The organism is Actinosynnema sp. NPDC004786 (genome assembly GCF_053601135.1).
This window is the reverse complement of record NZ_JBSGBG010000006.1, coordinates 116,543-132,291: the sequence shown is the minus strand read 5'-3', so window position 1 is coordinate 132,291 and position 15,749 is coordinate 116,543. Positions and strand designations below refer to the sequence as shown.

The following is a 15,749-nucleotide window of genomic DNA, read 5'->3' as shown; positions in this document are numbered from 1 at the left end:
ATTTGTTTGGGGTGTAGGGGATTACCCAGGGGTCTTTAGTCACGGTGACGATGACGGCCCGTGTCCGAGTGGACACGGGCCGTCATTGGTTCGTTCGGTGTTGGTCAGCGGGATACGGCGCGTTCGATGAGGGCGGCGTAGATCTCGCCGAGGGATTTGCCGGCGGCTTCGACGGCCATCGGCAGCAGTGAGGTTTCGGTCAGGCCCGGGGACACGTTGACTTCGAGGAAGTGGACCGTGCCGTCCGGGGCGACGATGGCGTCCGTGCGGGAGACGTCGCGCAGGCCCAGGAGGCGGTGGGCGGCGACGGCCAGTTCCCCCACCGCCTGGGCGGACTTCTCGTCCAGGCGGGCCGGGGCGTGGAAGTCCGTCAGGCCGGCCGTGTAGCGGGCCGTGTAGTCGTAGATGCCGTTCTCCGGGACGATCTCCACCGGGGGCAGTGCCTGGGGGCCGTCCGGGCCGTCGACGACGGCGACGGCCACTTCGACGCCTTCGATGAAGTGCTCGGCCAGGACCGTGTCGCCGTAGGCCAGGCAGCCCACCATGGCGGCCGGGAGGTCGGCGGCGTCCCGGACCACGTGGGCGCCGAGCGCGGAGCCGCCCTGGTCCGGCTTGAGCATCAGCGGCAGGCCCAGGCGGTCCACCATGGCGGCCAGGACCGGCTTCGCGCCCAGTTCGCGGAACGTCGCGTGCGGCAGGACGGCCCACTCCGGGGTGGCCAGGCCGGCTCGGGCGAGTTCGGCCTTGGCGGTCGGCTTGTCCCAGGCACGTCGGCACGCGCGGGAGTCCGTGCCGACGAACGGGACGCCCGCCAGCTCCAGGATGGTCTGCACCGAGCCGTTCTCGCCCTCGCCGCCGTGCAGGGCGACCACGACGGCGTCGGGGCGGTGCTCCTTGAGGCGGCTGAGCAGGGTGCCGTCGGCGTCCCACTCCTCCACGACCAGGCCGACCGAGCGCAACGCGGCGGACAGCCTGCGACCGGATCGCAAGGACACCTCCCGCTCGTGCGAAAGGCCCCCGGACAGGACTGCGACCCAGCGGTTGGACAACTCTCTACTCCTGATCAAGCGGTGTCGGGCGACGGGCTGTGCGGGCCCGAGACGGCGCGGCCCACCGTGGGGCCGAACGTCTCGTGCAGCTCCATCTCGTCCTTGATGACGTTCGCGAGCCGCCGCACGCCCTCGCGGATGCGTTCGGGCGTCGGGTAGCAGTACGAGATGCGCAGTTGGCGGCTGCCGAGGCCGTCGGCGTAGAAGCCGGTGCCCGACGCGTACGCCACCCGCTGGGTGATCGCGCGCGGGAGCATGGCCTTGGTGTCGATGCCCTCCGGGACCGTCACCCAGACGTAGAAGCCGCCGTTGGGCGTGTTCCACGTGGAACCAACCGGCATGTGCTGCTCGAGCGCCGAGATCGCCGCGTCCCGGCGTTCCCGGTACGCCTCGCGGTAGGTCTTGATCTGGCCCTTCCAGTCGTGCGTCGTCAGGTAGCGCGACACGATGAGCTGGTTGAGCGTCGGCGGGCACAGGGTGGCCGACTCGGCGGCCAGCACGAGCTTCTCCCGCACGGCGTGCGGCGCGAGGACCCAGCCGACCCGGAGGCCGGCGGCGAAGGTCTTGGAGAACGAGCCCAGGTACACGACGTTGTCCGGGTCCGTCGCCCGCAGCGCCGGGTACGTGACGCCGTCGAAGCCCAGCAGGCCGTACGGGTTGTCCTCGACCACGAGGATGCCGTGCGCGCGGCAGATGTCGAGCACCTCGGCGCGGCGCTGCACGGCGAGCGTCACGCCCGCGGGGTTGTGGAAGTTCGGGATCGTGTAGAGGAACTTGATCCGGCGGCCGGAGCGCTCGACGGAGGCGACGGCCTCGCGCAGGGCGTCCGGCATCAAGCCGTCGGCGTCCATGCCCACGTGCACGACCTGGGCCTGGTAGGCGGCGAACGAGCCGAGCGCGCCGACGTACGACGGGCCTTCGGCCAGCACGACGTCACCGGGGTCGCAGAAGATCCGGGTGACCATGTCCAGGCCCATCTGGGAGCCCACGGTCACCACCACGTCGTCCGGGTGGCCGTTGATGCCCTCCAGGGCCATCACGTCGCAGATCTGCTCGCGCAGCTCGGGCACGCCGTGCGCGCTGCCGTACTGGAGCGCGACGAGCCCTTCCGAGGCGATGACGTCGGCCACTTCCGCGCTGAGGGAGTCCAGCGGCAGTGCTGCCAGGTGTGGCATCCCCCCCGCCAGGGACACCACCTCAGGCCGGCTCGCCACCGCGAAGAGCGCCCGGATCTCCGATGCCGTCATGCCCGCCGTCCGCGCCGCGTACCGGCGGAGGTGGGGGTCGAGGCTTCTGGCTCCCTGCTTGGGGGGCTGTCCGGGTAGGTTCACGGGAAACTCCGTAGGTGGGCTGCTACCGGCGGGTTTGTTCCCGGCCGAGTGTAACGGCCGTCCCGTTCGGGGCATCCGCCTTCCGGGCGGGGGTCACATCCGCCTATCCTCGTGGGGGACGTGTTCGGGGGCTTGGAGGTCGGGGTGTCGCGTCGTGTCGTTGGCGTCACCTTGGACAACCTGGAGCACCTCTCCAAGCACAGTCGGACCTGCGTCTTCTGGGAACTCGCGCCGCACCTGAAGGACCAGGCGGAGGAGTTCGGGGACACGGAGTTCGAGAAGGAGGCATGGGTCTCCAGCGTGCTCCTGGAGTGGGGCTCCTGCGGTCGCATCATCTACTGCGACGGGATTCCCGCCGGATCGGTGTTCTATGCGCCGCCCGCCGCCGTGCCCCGGTCGCTGGCGTTCCCCACCTCGCCGGCCAGTCCCGACGCCGTGCTGATGACCGGCCTGGAGGTGCTGCCCGAGTTCCGCGGCGGCGGCTTGGGCCGGGTCCTCGTGCAGACGGTGGCCAAGGACCTCACCCGTCGCGGCGTGAAGGCGATCGAGGCGTTCGGCGACAACCGGCCGGACGACGACGCGCCGAGCTGCGTCACGCCGGCCGACTTCCTGCTCCAGGTGGGCTTCAAGACGGTGCGCCCGCACCCCCGCTGGCCCCGGCTGCGGTTGGAGCTGCGCAGCGCGTCCTCCTGGAAGGAGGACGTCGAGGCGGCGCTGGAGCGGCTGCTCAGTTCGGTGTCCGTGACGACCGCGGCGGAGCCGAGCTTCAAGCCCGTGTGACCGCTAGAAGCGGTCGATCTCGCAGTTCTCCAGCGTGCCGCCCTGGAGCAGGTCGAGCGCCTGCTCGCTCACCACGAGCTGCCCCTGGTCGGTGACGCCGAGGTCGTCCACGCCCGCCTGGCCGGTCACCTCCAGCCAGTGGAAGGTCGGCAGCTCCTTGCCCTCCAGCATCTCCTGCGCCTCGTCGGAGACGGTCACCGTGGCCCGGCGGACGCGGAACGCGTCGAGACCGCTGTCGACCAGCGTGTCGGCCAGGTCGTCGGTGACGAGGTACACCGGGGCCGCCTCGACCAGGTCGTCACCGGCCCAGTCGGTGATCTCGTAGTGCACCGCTTCGATGCGCGGCGGGTGCGCCGCCGCGTCGATCACGGTTCCCTCGCCCAGGACACCGGCGACCTCGGGTTCGAGGCGGTAGAACTCCATCGTGCTCCTCGCCGGCGGGAGGCCGGCCAATAAGATCCACTCGTGGACGTGGGGGCGGAGATCCAGGGCAAGGTACTCGCGATCATCGAGGGATCGCGCGACTTCGAGAAGATTCGCACACTGCTCGCGGGGTGGCAGGCCGAGGGCATCCCGGCGGACCGCCTGGTGGACGAGCTGACCGACCTGATGCTCGACCTGCGCGCCCAGAACCGCGTGGACGACGAGGACGCGGTCGCCGAGGTGCTGGACGTCGTGGCGGACTGGTGACGGCGCTGCCGGGGGTCACGGTGGAGTGACCCCCGGGGCGCTCACCGGAGCTTGCCGGTGGCCACCTCGTGCCGCAGCAGGTCGTCCATGGTGAACGTGCCGGTGGGCTGGTCGTCCTTGCCCAGCAGGTACAGCCGCTTGACCGCGACCAGGATGCCCTCGGCCACCACGTCCCGGAACGACGGGTTGGCCAGCCGCTGCCGGTCCCCCGCGTTGGTCAGGTAGCCGACCTCGACCCGCACCGCCGTGCAGCGGGTCATCCGGAGCATGTCCCAGGTCTTCGGGTGCGTGCCGCAGTCCAGCATCCCGGTCCGCGCCACGATCTCGCGCTGGATGAACCCGGCCAGCGCCTCGCCCACGGTGGACGACGTGCCGTTGCCCGTCCCGAAGTGGAACGTCGCCACGCCGGATGCGAGCGGCGAGGAGTTGCGGTCCGAGTGCAGCGACAGGATCAGGTCCGCGCCCGCCTCGTTGGCGAACCGGGCCCGCTCCCCCTCGTCCGGGTTGTGGTTCGGCCCGCGGGTGAGCAGGGCCTCCATGCCGGTGGCGGCCATCTTGCCCTCGAGGAGCCTGGCCAGGTCGAGCATGAGGTCGGCCTCGGACACGCCGTCGACCACGACACCGCGGTCCTCGCCGCCGTGACCGGGGTCGATGATGATCCGCTTGCCGGACAGCCGGGGCCCGGCCCGCCGCACCCGCTCCTGCTCGCGCAGGAACACCGGCCGGCCGCCGCGCACCTTCGGCTGGAGCTGCCGCAGCGCGCGGACCGTGTCGGGACCGCACATGCCGTCGACGATCAGGCCGTAGTCGCGCTGGAAGCTCCGCAGGGCCTGCTCGGTCTGCTGGCCGAACTCGCCGTTCGGGCGTCCCGCGTCATACCCGAGTTCCAGCAGGCGCTCCTGCAGCGCGAACACGTCGTCACCGGTGACCGGCTGCGCCATGAGGAAGGCGAGCGGGCGGTCGCCGAGCCGGTAGGTCGCGTCGCGCAGCGCGCGGTAGGTGGCCGGGCCGACGACACCGTCGGTGATGAGACCCCGCTGCTGCTGGAACGCGCGCACCGCGTGCTCGACCGGCAGGTCGAACACCTGGGACGGCTGCGGGTCGGACAGCAGGCCGAGCTTCGTCAGCGTTGCCCTGACCTCGGCGACGTCCGGACCGAAATCCCCGCGGCGGAGTAGCAGCATGCACCCCTCGCTCACTAAGGCGTCGACATCCGTCGACGCGAACTTGACGCCCTATTGTGCCTTGCTCGCGCCGATGGCACGGATGGGGCTACGGGGAGTGCTGACCAGTCCACAAACGAGTGACCCGCCCGCCTCTGCGAAAGGCGGACGGGTCACCGGGAGCGTTGCGCTCAGAGCACGTCGGACAGGTCGTTGAGCAGCGCGGCCTTCGGCTTGGCGCCCACGATCTGCTTGACCGGCCGGCCGCCCTGGAACAGGATCATGGTCGGCACCGACATGATCTGGTAGTCCCGGGCGATCGACGGGTTGGCGTCGATGTCGAGCTTCGCGACGGTGATCTTCTCGGAGTGCTCGGCGGCGATCTCCTCGAGCACCGGGGCGACCATCTTGCACGGACCGCACCAGGTCGCCCAGAAGTCGACCAGGACCGGCTTGTCGCTGGCCAGGACGTCGTCGGTGAACGTCTGCGCGGACGTGACCACGGTGGAGCCTGCCATGTTGATCTCTCCTCGGGGATGTGGGTTCAGCTGGTGGTGACGGGCTCGCTGTAGCCGCCGCCGACGTGCTCGGCGGTGACCGCGGCCTCCGTGGTCCCGTGTTCGGCGAGCCAGCGCTCCGCGTCGATCGCGGCGGCGCAGCCCGACCCGGCGGCGGTGATCGCCTGGCGGTAGGTGTGGTCGACGAGGTCGCCCGCGGCGAACACGCCGTCCACGTTCGTGTGAGTCGTGCGGCCGATCACCTGGACGTAACCCTCGCCGTCCAGCTCGACCTGGCCCTTGACCAGTTCGCTGCGCGGGTCGTGCCCGATGGCGAGGAAGAACCCGGTGAACGCGTGCTCGCTCACCTCACCGGTCCGGGTGTCGCGCGTCTTCACCGCGGACACCGAGCCCTCGCCGGTCACCTCGACGACCTCGGCGTTGAGCAGCCACTTGATCTTCTCGTTGCTCCGCGCGCGCTCCAGCATGATCTTGGAGGCGCGGAACTCCTCGCGGCGGTGGATGATCGTGACGCTCCGGGCGAACTTGGTGAGGAACGTGGCCTCCTCCATCGCCGAGTCGCCGCCGCCGACCACCGCGATGTCCTGGTCCCGGAAGAAGAAGCCGTCGCAGGTCGCGCAGGACGACACGCCGCGCCCCAGCAGCTCCTGCTCACCGGGGACGTGCAGGTAGCGGGCCGCCGCGCCCATCGCGAGGATCACCGCGCGGGCGGCGTACCGCTTGCCGTTGGCCGTGACGTACTTCACCGGTCCGTCGAGCTCCAGCGCCTCGACGTCCTCCGCGCGCAGCTCGGCGCCGAAGCGCTTGGCCTGCTCCCGCATCTGCTCCATGAGGTCGGGGCCCATGATGCCGTCGCGGAAACCGGGGTAGTTCTCGACTTCGGTCGTGGTCATCAGCGCGCCGCCGTACTGCGAGCCCTCGAACACCAGCGGTTCGAGCTGGGCACGCGCCGCGTAGACCCCCGCGGTGTACCCGGCGGGCCCCGATCCCACGACGATCAGGTTCCGAACGTCCGACACCCTCGACCTCCGTTAGTCGCTCCCGGACCTGGATCACCCGGCCCGGCACTTCGCACAACGGATCGTAGGGCGCGGTAATTCCGCCCCTTCCCGGTGAGCTGGGCTACCCGCCCCGCTACGGCTGGATGGTGCTGTTCGCCAGTACTCCGTCCGGGTTGTCCGGGCCGCACGTCCGGGGGTCCACGACCACGATCCGGTACGCGCCGGGCGTCCCGCCGGGCAGGATCGCCATCACGGCCGGCTTGTCGTCCAGCGTGATCGGGCTCACGCCGAGCGGCTTGCCCGCGGCGATGTTCGCGCCGCGCAGGCAGTCGGCGAGCTGCTCCTGGTTCTCCAGGGGGCCGTAGTTCTGGGCCTTGAGCACGTCGCCGAACACCGGGCCGAAGTTCTCGCCGCGCACGGCGGGCATCCGGTCGCCGCCCGGCGGCTGCGCGGTGGCGCTGACCGGGGCGTTCGTCGTCGGGCCCGGCTGGGCGAAGCCGCCGTCGGCGGTGGTGTCCCGGGGGATCGCGACCACGGCGACGCCGACCGCCACGGCGGCCGTCGCGAGCAGCCCCACGCCCCAGCCGAGGCGCTTGGCGCGGCGGGCCTTGGCCTGCGCGAAGTCGATCACGGGGGCGGTGGGGCGGGCCTCCTCGGCCAGGGCCGCGTCGATCCGCTCGGCCACGTCGCGCGGCATGGGGATCGGGGGCAGGTCGCGCAGGTCCGCGAGCGTGGCGTCGAGGGCGGCCAGGATCTCGCGGGCCTCGGGGTCGTTCTCGACCAGCGGCCGCAGCTCGGCCTCGGTCCGCGGGTCCAACGCCCCCGCGTGCAGATCAGCCAGCAGGTCGACGGACCACGGCGGCCCCGAACGCCGCACATTGCCGGTCATCGTTCCTCCAACTGACGTCCCTGTTGCACCTGCACATCGTTCACTGGGACGTTCGCATCTGCACCCTGGTTCCGGAGGTGCCCCAGAACTTTGGCGAGCTTGGCCCGCCCGCGGGCGCACCTCGACTTCACGGTGCCCTCCGCGATGCCCAGGAGCTGCGCCGTCTCGGCCACCGAGTAGCCCTCCACGTCGACCAGCACGATCGGGGCGCGCTGCTCCTCCGGCAGCTCGTTGAGGGCCGCCTGGACCACCAGCCGGGTCTCCCGCTCCGCCATCGCGTCCCGGGGCGCCACCGGTTCGCCGGGGCCCGCCTCGGGCAGCGGGACGGTCGGCCTGGTTTGTCGCCTGCGCATCCGGTCGAGGCACGCGTTGACGACTATTCGGTGCAGCCAGGTGGTGACCTGCGACTCCGCCCGGAAGCTCGCCGCCGCCCGGAACGCCGAGATGAACGCCTCCTGCAACGCGTCCGCGGCCTCCTCCGGGTCGCGCAGGGTGCGCAGCGCCACGGCCCACATGCGGTCCCGGTGCCTGCGCACGAGCTCGGCGAAGGCGTGCGGGTCCCCCGCGGCGTGCGCCGTGATGAGGTCTGCGTCCGAGCTGGCTGCGGCGGTCACGCGGGGAGCCTATCGGTCGTGGGCAACCCCACGGCGATCACCTGTACGGGCGAGTGCCGGTAGGTCCGACCCCCGCCCGTGACAACCGCGCGTCACGACGTCGCCCGTTCGACGCGCCGGCGACGACGCCATTCGTAGTGGTGGCCTACTGGGCGCGGGTGTAGACGAGTTCCGCGATCTCGGAGCGGTTGTTCTTGCCGCTGCCGCCCAGCTTCGTGATCCAGACCAGCAGGTGCTGGGTCGGCTCGTGGTCGGCCACCTGGATCTGGGTCTGGCCCGCCGACAGGGTCGCGGTCGCGATGACCTTCGTCTCCTCCAGCGGCGCGTTCGGCGCGCCCGCGACCCGGATCTCCACCACGGTGCCCTCGCTGGGCGAGGTGATGGTGACCGAGGACAGCTTCACCGGCTCGGCGAAGCTCGCCATCAGGCCGATACCCGGCTTGAGCGCCGGGAACGGCTCGAAGTAGTTCTCGGTCTGCCACACCGTCGTGGGGTTGCCGTCCGCGGCCCGGCTCGCCCGGTTGGCGTTGTCGGGCTGGTTGGTCACGTCGTACACGCCGATCGACGCGGGCTGCACGGGACCCGCGGGCTGGGGCGCCGGCGGCGCGGGCTGGCCGCTCTGCCCCGGCGCGGTGGACTGGCCGATCACGACCGTCGGCCCGCCGCCGCCCGACGGCTCGTCGCTGAAGAAGTTGACGATCTGCACGCCGAGCCAGACCACCACGGCCAGCGTCGCCACCGCCAGCACGGCGACGCTGATCATGAGCTTGCGCTTGTGCTCCTTGTCGCGGACCGGGCGCTGCGTGGTCCACACCGCGCCGTCGTCCGCCGCGTCGGGCACCGGCTCGATCAGCGCGGTCTGCGCCTCGGACCGGGCGATCTGGTCCAGCACCTGCAGGATCGCGGCGCTGGTCCGGATGCCGCCGACGCTGGTGTCCTCCAGGCTGCGCACGGCGACCGACGACAGCTCGTGCGGCACGTACGGGCGCAGCGCGCTCGGCGCGAGCACCGAGCCGTCCGGCCCCGTCGGCGCGACCGGCACGCCCTCCGGGCCGTTCGGCAGCGCCCACTTGCCGGTGAGCAGCAGGTACAGGATCGCACCGAGGCCCTTGACGTCGTCCCGGGCGATCGCGTCCGGCCTCGGCCCGGGGAACGCGAGCCGCAGCCGGCCGTCCGACGTCACCCGGATGCGCTGCGGGTGGTCCGCGCCGAGCACGAGGCCCGCGTGGTGCGCGCCCTCGATCGCCGCGCCCAGCGGCTCCAGCAGCCGCGTCGCCGAGCCCGCGGGCAGCGGGCCCTCGGCGACCAGGTCCAGCAGGTCGGTGCCCTGCGTCCACTCGGCGACGATCACGGCGAGGATGCCCTCGTCCAGCCGGATCCCGGCGCCGGGGGTCAGCACGTCGATCACCCGGGCGACGCCCGGGTGGGTGAAGCTGGAGGCGTGCATCGCGCGTTCGGCGGTCCGCTTGGCCCGCGCGGCCGCCGCGTGGTCGGCCGGGTTGCCCACCAGCACGGTCAGCGCCACGTCCCGGTTGAGCTGGCCGTCCCTGGCCCGCCACAGGTGCGCGTCGCACCGGCGGTCCACCCCGGACCGGGCCAGCAACCGGTACCGGCCGTCGCCGATCACCCCGCCGGGCACCAGCGAGGTGTTCTGGATCGGACCGCTGCTCACGGGGCCGAGGGTACGTGACCGCGTGGTGTCACAGGGGTCATCGACGGCCCACCAAACGACTGATCTTGGCGACCGCGGGCCTCACTTCCGGCACCCGGAACAGGGCCAGCAGCAGGAAGCTCAGCGGCAGGCCGACGAGCGCCTGGATCACGACCTCCACCCAGGCGGCCACCACGCGGGACTCGATTCCCACCCCGTGGACGGCGAGCCACGCCAGCCCGGTCGCCGCCGCGAACGCGATCGCGGACGCCACGACCGTGAGGCAGATGGTCCACGCGGTGTACCCGGTGCGCAGCCGGCCGAGCCGCAGCCGCAGCCAGAGCTGGCCGACCAGCGCGCCGACGACGAAGCTCAGCGACATGGCGATCGACACGGCGACCGCCAGCTTGTCCGGCGGGGAGACCGCCAGGAACCCGTAGAGCAGCCCGATCCGGACCACCACGATGATCCCCTGGATGATCGTCGGCGTCCGGGCGTCCTTCAACGCGTAGAAGACCCGCAGCTGGAGCAGGGTGATCGCGTAGGGCACCAGGCCGAACGCCGACAGCGCGAGCGCCGTGCCGATCTCCTCGCCGCCGCCGAGGCCGGACCGGCCGAACGAGAACAGGGCCAGGCCGATCGACACCCCGGACACCGTCATCAGCGCGCTGAACGGCATCAGCAGGATCGACGACATCCGGTTGCCGAACGCCAGGTCGCCCACCAGGGCGTTGGTGTCGTGCGCCGCCGCCGCGCGGCTCATCTTCGGCATGAGCGCGGTCAGCAGCGACACGCCCAGCACCCCGTAGGGCACCTGGGCGATCAGCCACTGCATGTTGTAGACCGTGATCGCGCCGCTGTCGTGCGTCGCGACCTTGGTCAGCACCACCATGCTGACGAACCCGAGCGCCACGTACAGCAGCACCCAGAACGCGAGGCCGCCGAACTCCGACAGCCGCCGGTCCCAGCCCCACCGCCAGCGGAACCGGAACCCGGTCCGCCGCAGCGCGGGCACCAGCACGGACGCCTGGACCGCCACGCCGAGCATCGTGCCGAGGCCGAGGACGAGCAGCTTCGGCTCGCCCATCCGCACCGGGTCGAGGGAGATCTCGCCCGGCATGAGCCAGTACACGACCAGCGTGATGATCACGACGAGGTTGTTGAGCACCGGCGCCCACGTGGGCAGGCCGAACACGTGCCGGGTGTTGAGGATCGCGCCGATCAGCGCGGACAGCCCGTAGAACACGATGCCGGGCAGCACCAGGTAGGCGAACGCGGTGACCAGCTCGGGGTTCGCGTCGGACGAGTCGATGAACAGCCCGGTCAGCAGCGGCGCGCAGGCGATCGCGATGATCGTGCCGACGCCCAGGACCACCGCCGACATGGTGATCATCCACTGGGCGTACGACTCGCCGTTGTCGCCGTCCTCCTTCTCGGCGCGCACCAGCAGCGGGATGGCCACGCTGGTCAGCACGCCGCCGAGCAGCAGCTCGTTGATCATCGTCGGGAGCGTGGTCGCGACCTGGTAGGAGTCGTTGAGCACGTCGACGCCGACGATCGTGATCAGCAGCAGCTTGGACAGCAGCCCGGAGGCGCGGCTGACGATCGTGGCGATGGCCATCGAGCCGCTGGCGCGCGCCAGCGACGGGCCGCCCTGCGGCTGCTGCTCCTGCGTCACCGTGGTTGTTCCGCTCAACTCGCGTTCGACCTCTCCGGGGGCGTGACCGCGCTCGCGTCGTCCGGCACCTGCGCCGCGGCGGCCCGCGACGCGCGGACCCGGCGGTAGATCCGCCGCGCGGACAGCAGCACCAGCGCGGCGCCGGCCAGGCCGGTGATCACGACGGTGATCGTCCCGTACGCGGACGACGACACCTCCAGCCGGGCCCGTTGGCCCAGCTCGACGCCGCTGGTCGTGACCAGGCGGACGTGCACCGGGAAGCGCCCGGACCGCTGCACCTCCACCGGCACCCGCACGAGGCGGTCGCCGCGCGCGGGCAGCTCGATGTCGGACAGGTCCTTGGCCACGATGCCCGGCGTGTCCTCGATCACGATCCGCACCGTGATCCGCACGTCGAGCCGGTTCTTGATGGACAGCGGGATCGGGCTGTCGCCGGAGCCGAGCAGGATCGGGCTGTTCGGCTCGGTCACCGTGACCTGGTCGCGCAGCCCGTCGATCTGGTCGCGGGCCACCGTCAACGCGGCGCGCGCCCCGTCCTCGTTGCCCCGCCACGCGCCCGACACGGCACGCAGCAGGCTCATCCGCAGCGGGTCGATCAGGTCGCCCGGCGCGGCGGACGCCGCGTCCGGTTGGCTCATCGACTCCGCGAGCTGCTGGAGCCCGCCCCACGACTCGGACACCGACGCGGTGACCGCGGGCGGCACCTCGCGCGCGCCCGCCTCGACCGGGTAGCTCAGCGCCGCGGTCTGCTCCGGAGGGGCGGCGAGCAGCGACTCCAGCCCGACGGCGGTCGCGAAGTTGCCCGCGACCAGGGACTTCGCCGTGCGCAGCAACGTGTCGACCTCGCCGGTCGGCGCGTTCCACCGGCGCGGCGGCGCGACGACCACGTGCTGCCCGGTGCTCTGGAAGCCCGCCCGGAACGTGAGCGCGGCCAGCGCGTTCTGCACCGACACCGGCCGGGTCTCGCTCGGCGTGGTCACGCCCGCGACCGGCCGCGTGGTCGCGGCGCCCTGCAACGCGTCGGAGACCATGCCGTCGATGCGCACGGCGGTGACCGGCGTGCCCTCGGCCTGGTCGAACCGGACCGGCCCGGTGCCGGGCGTGCCCGCGACGGCCGACTGGTCCAGCACCAGCGAGGTGACCCCGCGCCGGGTCAGGTCCGACAGCGCCTGCTGGTCGAGCACGCCGTCGTCGGGCCAGGTCAGGCCCTGGGTCGGCTGCACGCCGAGGATCTGGCGGACCACCTCCGCGCCGCCGAGCGCGAGTTCGCCCAGACCGGTGAGCTGGGCGCGCGACAGCGCCACGAGGTCGGCGTCCGCGTCGGGCAGCGCGATCACGCACCGCCCGGCGACCAGCAGGCGCAGCCGGTCGAGCCACAGCTCCGCGCCGCTGCGGCCCTTGCCCTCGCCCTTGCCGCGCACCTCGTAGCCGCGGGTCATCGCGTCCACCGTGCGCAGCAGGTCCGGGTCGACGGCCAGGCACACCCCGGCCGCCAACGGGCTCGCCAGCGCCGACTCGTAGGCCATGAGCAGGCCGTACAGCCGGCCACCCATGGACACGGAGCCGGCCAGGTCGTCGTCGGTGAGCACGGTCGGCGAGGTGGAGACCACGCGCGGCCGGTCGGCCAGCGGCCACAGCAGGGTGAGCTTGGCCGGGTTGTCGGGCGGCGTCGGCGCCTCGCCGCCGGGCATCGCGAGCACGGGCAGCAGGGTGCTCAGCGCGGCCAGCCGGGCGCGCCCGCCGAAGTCGGGGACGCCGTTGATGTTCGCCAGGATCGGGTAGATGCCCGGCTCGGTGATCCGCAACGAGGTCGGGCCGTTGCCCCGCAGCGGCACGGTCAGCTCGAACGGCTTCGACTCGTTCTGCTCCAGCCGGTCGGCGACCGGGGTGAAGTTGGGCTGCACGAGTTCGGCGTCGGTCGGCTCGCGCAGCGCCTTGCGGACCTCTTCCTCGGTGGTCAGCGCCTCGCCGCGCTCCAGGCGCAGCTCGATGTCCTCGATCGGCCGGTCGCCGACGTTGACCACCTTGCCGGAGATGGTGACGGAGTCGGGACCGTCGGACGTGATCACCCGCGGGGTCATCACCTCGACGTCCAGGCGCAGCCACACCTGCGACTGCTGGCCGGGCTGGCTGGACAACGCCCTGGTGGCCCACACCTGGGTCGCGGGCGCCGGTCGGATGGGCAGCCGCCCGTTGTCGCCGGGCGCCGCGGGGGCCGCGGACGCCGTCGTCACGACCAGGATCCCCGCCGCCGCGAGTGCGGACAGCAGTCGCTTCACGCCGACTCCGCTCCGTCCGTCTGGTACTCGGCGAGCAGTTCGGCGGCTCGGCGCACCAGTCGACGCTCGTCCGCGTAGGCGAGCCGGTCGTCCAGTTCGCCCAGGGGCACCCACGCCACCTCGGTGACCTCCACGTCTTCGTCGGAAAGCTCGCCACCCACCGCCTCCAGCAGGAAGTGGTGGACGGTCTTGTGCACCCGCCGGTCCTCGGCGACGAACCAGTAGTCGATCGAGCCGAGGGGGCGGAGCACCCTGCTATGAATACCCGTCTCCTCGGCGACCTCGCGCACCGCGGTCTGTTCCGCGGTCTCCCCGGCCTCGATGTGGCCCTTGGGCAGCGACCACAGCAGCCGGCCGCGGCGGTCCAGCCGCCCGATGATCGCGGCGACGTGCTGCTCGAAGTCCAGCACGAGCCCGCCCGCGGACGTCTCGTCGACCGTCTTCAGCCGGCGACCGCGGCGCCGGGTCCGGCGCCTCGGCTTGGGACCGCCGGAGCGACCGGACGACTGGGGCATGCTCTGATGGTAGTGGCGACCAGCGATTACGGGACGTGGCCAGGGCGTTGCCGCCCGTGATCGACATCGGGTGGTCCCCTGTGGACAACTCGTTCTGCCGGCGTGGTCGCGCCCAGTACCCTGGCTCCCCGTGTCCGGACCACTCGCACCCACCGCCACTTCTCCTGGGCAGGACAATGCCGTGGTGGAACAGCTCAGCGCCCTCCCCGTCGCCGAGGAACTGGCCGCCCGCTTCGCCGCCGCGGGCCACCGCCTGTACCTGGTGGGCGGCAGCGTGCGCGACGCCGTGCTCGGGCGGCTGTCCGGCGACCTCGACTTCACCACCGACGCGCGCCCGCCGCGGATCCTGTCCCTGCTCAAGGGCTGGGCGGACGCGATCTGGGACACCGGCATCGCGTTCGGCACGGTCGGCGCGACCAAGTACGGGCAGACGGTCGAGATCACCACGTTCCGCGCGGACACCTACGACGGCGTGACCCGCAACCCCGAGGTGACCTTCGGCGACACCGTCGAGGGCGACCTGGTCCGCCGCGACTTCACGGTCAACGCGATGGCCTACGACGTGGTGAACCGGCAGCTCATCGACCCGACCGGCGGCCGCGAGGCGCTGCGGGCGAAGGTGCTGGACACCCCCGCGACCCCGCAGGAGTCGTTCTCCGACGACCCGCTGCGGATGCTGCGCGCGGCCCGGTTCGTCTCCCAGCTCGGCTTCACCGTCGCGCCGCGCGTGCTCGACGCCATGGCGGCCATGGCCGGCGAGCTGACCCGCATCACCGCGGAACGGGTGCAGGTCGAGCTGTCCAAGCTGCTCACCGGCGCGCACCCGCGCGCGGGCGTCGAGCTGATGGTCGAGGCCCGGCTCGCCGACGTGGTGCTGCCCGAGCTGCCCGCGATGAAGCTGGAGATCGACGAGCACCACCAGCACAAGGACGTCTACCACCACTCGCTGGTCGTGCTCGACCAGGCCGTCGACCTGGAGGGCGACACCGGGCCGGACCTGGTGCTGCGGCTGGCCGCGCTGCTGCACGACGTGGGCAAGCCGGACACGCGGCGGTTCGAGGAGGGCGGCGGGGTGTCGTTCCACCACCACGAGGTGGTCGGGGCGAAGATGGTCCGCAAGCGTTTGCGCGCGTTGAAGTACTCGAAGGAGGTCATCGAGGACGTCGCCCAGCTCGTGTACCTCCACCTGCGCTTCCACGGCTACGGCAGCGGCGGGTGGACCGACTCGGCGGTGCGCCGGTACGTCACCGACGCGGGTCACCTGCTGCCCCGCCTGCACAAGCTGGTCCGCGCCGACTGCACGACGCGCAACCGGCGCAAGGCCAACGCGTTGCAGCGCACCTACGACGACCTGGAGCGCCGCATCGAGCGGATCGCCGCCGAGGAGGACCTCAAGCGCGTCCGGCCCGACCTCGACGGCAACGAGATCATGCGGCTGCTGGGCCTGCCGCCGGGGCCGCTGGTCGGCAAGGCGTGGAAGTTCCTCAAGGAGCTGCGGCTGGACCGCGGTCCGCTCGACCACGACGAGGCGGTCGCGGAGTTGCTCGCGTGGGCGCGCGCGGAGGGCGTCCGGCCACCGGGTGACTAACAC

15 protein-coding genes are annotated in these 15,749 nt (G+C 72.1%); 3 read left to right on the top strand and 12 right to left on the bottom strand.

Annotated features, from left to right (window positions below; translation table 11 throughout):
* Positions 1-104 precede the first annotated feature (104 nt).
* Positions 105-1,049 carry a D-alanine--D-alanine ligase family protein gene (locus ACWEFJ_RS07380; protein WP_378086285.1) on the bottom strand — a complete coding sequence of 315 codons (945 nt, stop codon included), beginning with the start codon at positions 1,047-1,049 and terminating at the stop codon, positions 105-107.
* Between the two features lie 14 nt (positions 1,050-1,063).
* A complete protein-coding gene (locus ACWEFJ_RS07375; protein ID WP_378086287.1) occupies positions 1,064-2,380 on the bottom strand; it encodes an aminotransferase-like domain-containing protein in 1,317 nt (438 codons plus the stop codon).
* Positions 2,381-2,524: 144 nt separating this feature from the next.
* Between ACWEFJ_RS07375 and ACWEFJ_RS07370 the strand changes: the two genes are divergently transcribed.
* Entirely contained in the window at positions 2,525-3,160 is a 636-nt protein-coding gene (locus tag ACWEFJ_RS07370) for a GNAT family N-acetyltransferase (protein WP_449713266.1), read from the top strand.
* Positions 3,161-3,163: 3 nt separating this feature from the next.
* Here the strand turns inward: ACWEFJ_RS07370 and ACWEFJ_RS07365 are convergent, their stop codons facing one another.
* The gene (locus tag ACWEFJ_RS07365; RefSeq protein WP_378086290.1) at positions 3,164-3,583 is read right to left on the bottom strand and encodes a hypothetical protein; all 420 of its coding nucleotides are present in this window, start codon (positions 3,581-3,583) and stop codon (positions 3,164-3,166) included.
* A gap of 42 nt (positions 3,584-3,625) precedes the next feature.
* Between ACWEFJ_RS07365 and ACWEFJ_RS07360 the strand changes: the two genes are divergently transcribed.
* Positions 3,626-3,850: a hypothetical protein gene (locus ACWEFJ_RS07360; RefSeq protein WP_378086292.1), complete on the top strand. Its 225-nt coding sequence runs from the start codon at positions 3,626-3,628 to the stop codon at positions 3,848-3,850.
* Positions 3,851-3,891: 41 nt separating this feature from the next.
* Here the strand turns inward: ACWEFJ_RS07360 and ACWEFJ_RS07355 are convergent, their stop codons facing one another.
* The 9 genes from ACWEFJ_RS07355 to ACWEFJ_RS07315 all read right to left on the bottom strand — a co-directional run bounded on the left by ACWEFJ_RS07355 (position 3,892) and on the right by ACWEFJ_RS07315 (position 14,158).
* Positions 3,892-5,034: an N-acetylmuramoyl-L-alanine amidase gene (locus ACWEFJ_RS07355; RefSeq protein WP_378086294.1), complete on the bottom strand. Its 1,143-nt coding sequence runs from the start codon at positions 5,032-5,034 to the stop codon at positions 3,892-3,894.
* Between the two features lie 170 nt (positions 5,035-5,204).
* Positions 5,205-5,531, bottom strand: a complete 327-nt coding sequence (gene trxA, locus ACWEFJ_RS07350; protein WP_378086296.1) for a thioredoxin — start codon at positions 5,529-5,531, stop codon at positions 5,205-5,207.
* A gap of 26 nt (positions 5,532-5,557) precedes the next feature.
* Positions 5,558-6,550 (bottom strand): thioredoxin-disulfide reductase, encoded by a 993-nt coding sequence (trxB, locus tag ACWEFJ_RS07345; protein ID WP_378086298.1) that lies wholly within the window; start codon positions 6,548-6,550, stop codon positions 5,558-5,560.
* A 115-nt stretch (positions 6,551-6,665) separates the two neighbouring features.
* Entirely contained in the window at positions 6,666-7,421 is a 756-nt protein-coding gene (locus ACWEFJ_RS07340; protein WP_449713225.1) for a hypothetical protein, read from the bottom strand.
* On the bottom strand, positions 7,418-8,035 hold the full coding sequence (gene sigM / locus ACWEFJ_RS07335) for an RNA polymerase sigma factor SigM (RefSeq protein ID WP_378086302.1): 618 nt from the start codon (positions 8,033-8,035) through the stop codon (positions 7,418-7,420). Before sigM ends, ACWEFJ_RS07340 begins: the two co-directional genes overlap by 4 nt.
* Positions 8,036-8,180: 145 nt before the next feature.
* Positions 8,181-9,707 carry a protein kinase family protein gene (locus tag ACWEFJ_RS07330; protein WP_449713224.1) on the bottom strand — a complete coding sequence of 509 codons (1,527 nt, stop codon included), beginning with the start codon at positions 9,705-9,707 and terminating at the stop codon, positions 8,181-8,183.
* A gap of 37 nt (positions 9,708-9,744) precedes the next feature.
* A complete protein-coding gene (gene murJ / locus ACWEFJ_RS07325; protein WP_378086306.1) occupies positions 9,745-11,382 on the bottom strand; it encodes a murein biosynthesis integral membrane protein MurJ in 1,638 nt (545 codons plus the stop codon).
* Positions 11,379-13,643 carry a DUF6049 family protein gene (locus ACWEFJ_RS07320; protein WP_378086308.1) on the bottom strand — a complete coding sequence of 755 codons (2,265 nt, stop codon included), beginning with the start codon at positions 13,641-13,643 and terminating at the stop codon, positions 11,379-11,381. The genes murJ and ACWEFJ_RS07320 overlap by 4 nt, the downstream gene beginning before the upstream one ends.
* Positions 13,640-14,158 (bottom strand): NUDIX hydrolase, encoded by a 519-nt coding sequence (locus ACWEFJ_RS07315; protein ID WP_378086310.1) that lies wholly within the window; start codon positions 14,156-14,158, stop codon positions 13,640-13,642. The genes ACWEFJ_RS07320 and ACWEFJ_RS07315 overlap by 4 nt, the downstream gene beginning before the upstream one ends.
* Positions 14,159-14,288: 130 nt before the next feature.
* Between ACWEFJ_RS07315 and ACWEFJ_RS07310 the strand changes: the two genes are divergently transcribed.
* Positions 14,289-15,746 carry a CCA tRNA nucleotidyltransferase gene (locus tag ACWEFJ_RS07310; RefSeq protein WP_449713223.1) on the top strand — a complete coding sequence of 486 codons (1,458 nt, stop codon included), beginning with the start codon at positions 14,289-14,291 and terminating at the stop codon, positions 15,744-15,746.
* The last annotated feature ends 3 nt before the right edge of the window (positions 15,747-15,749 follow it).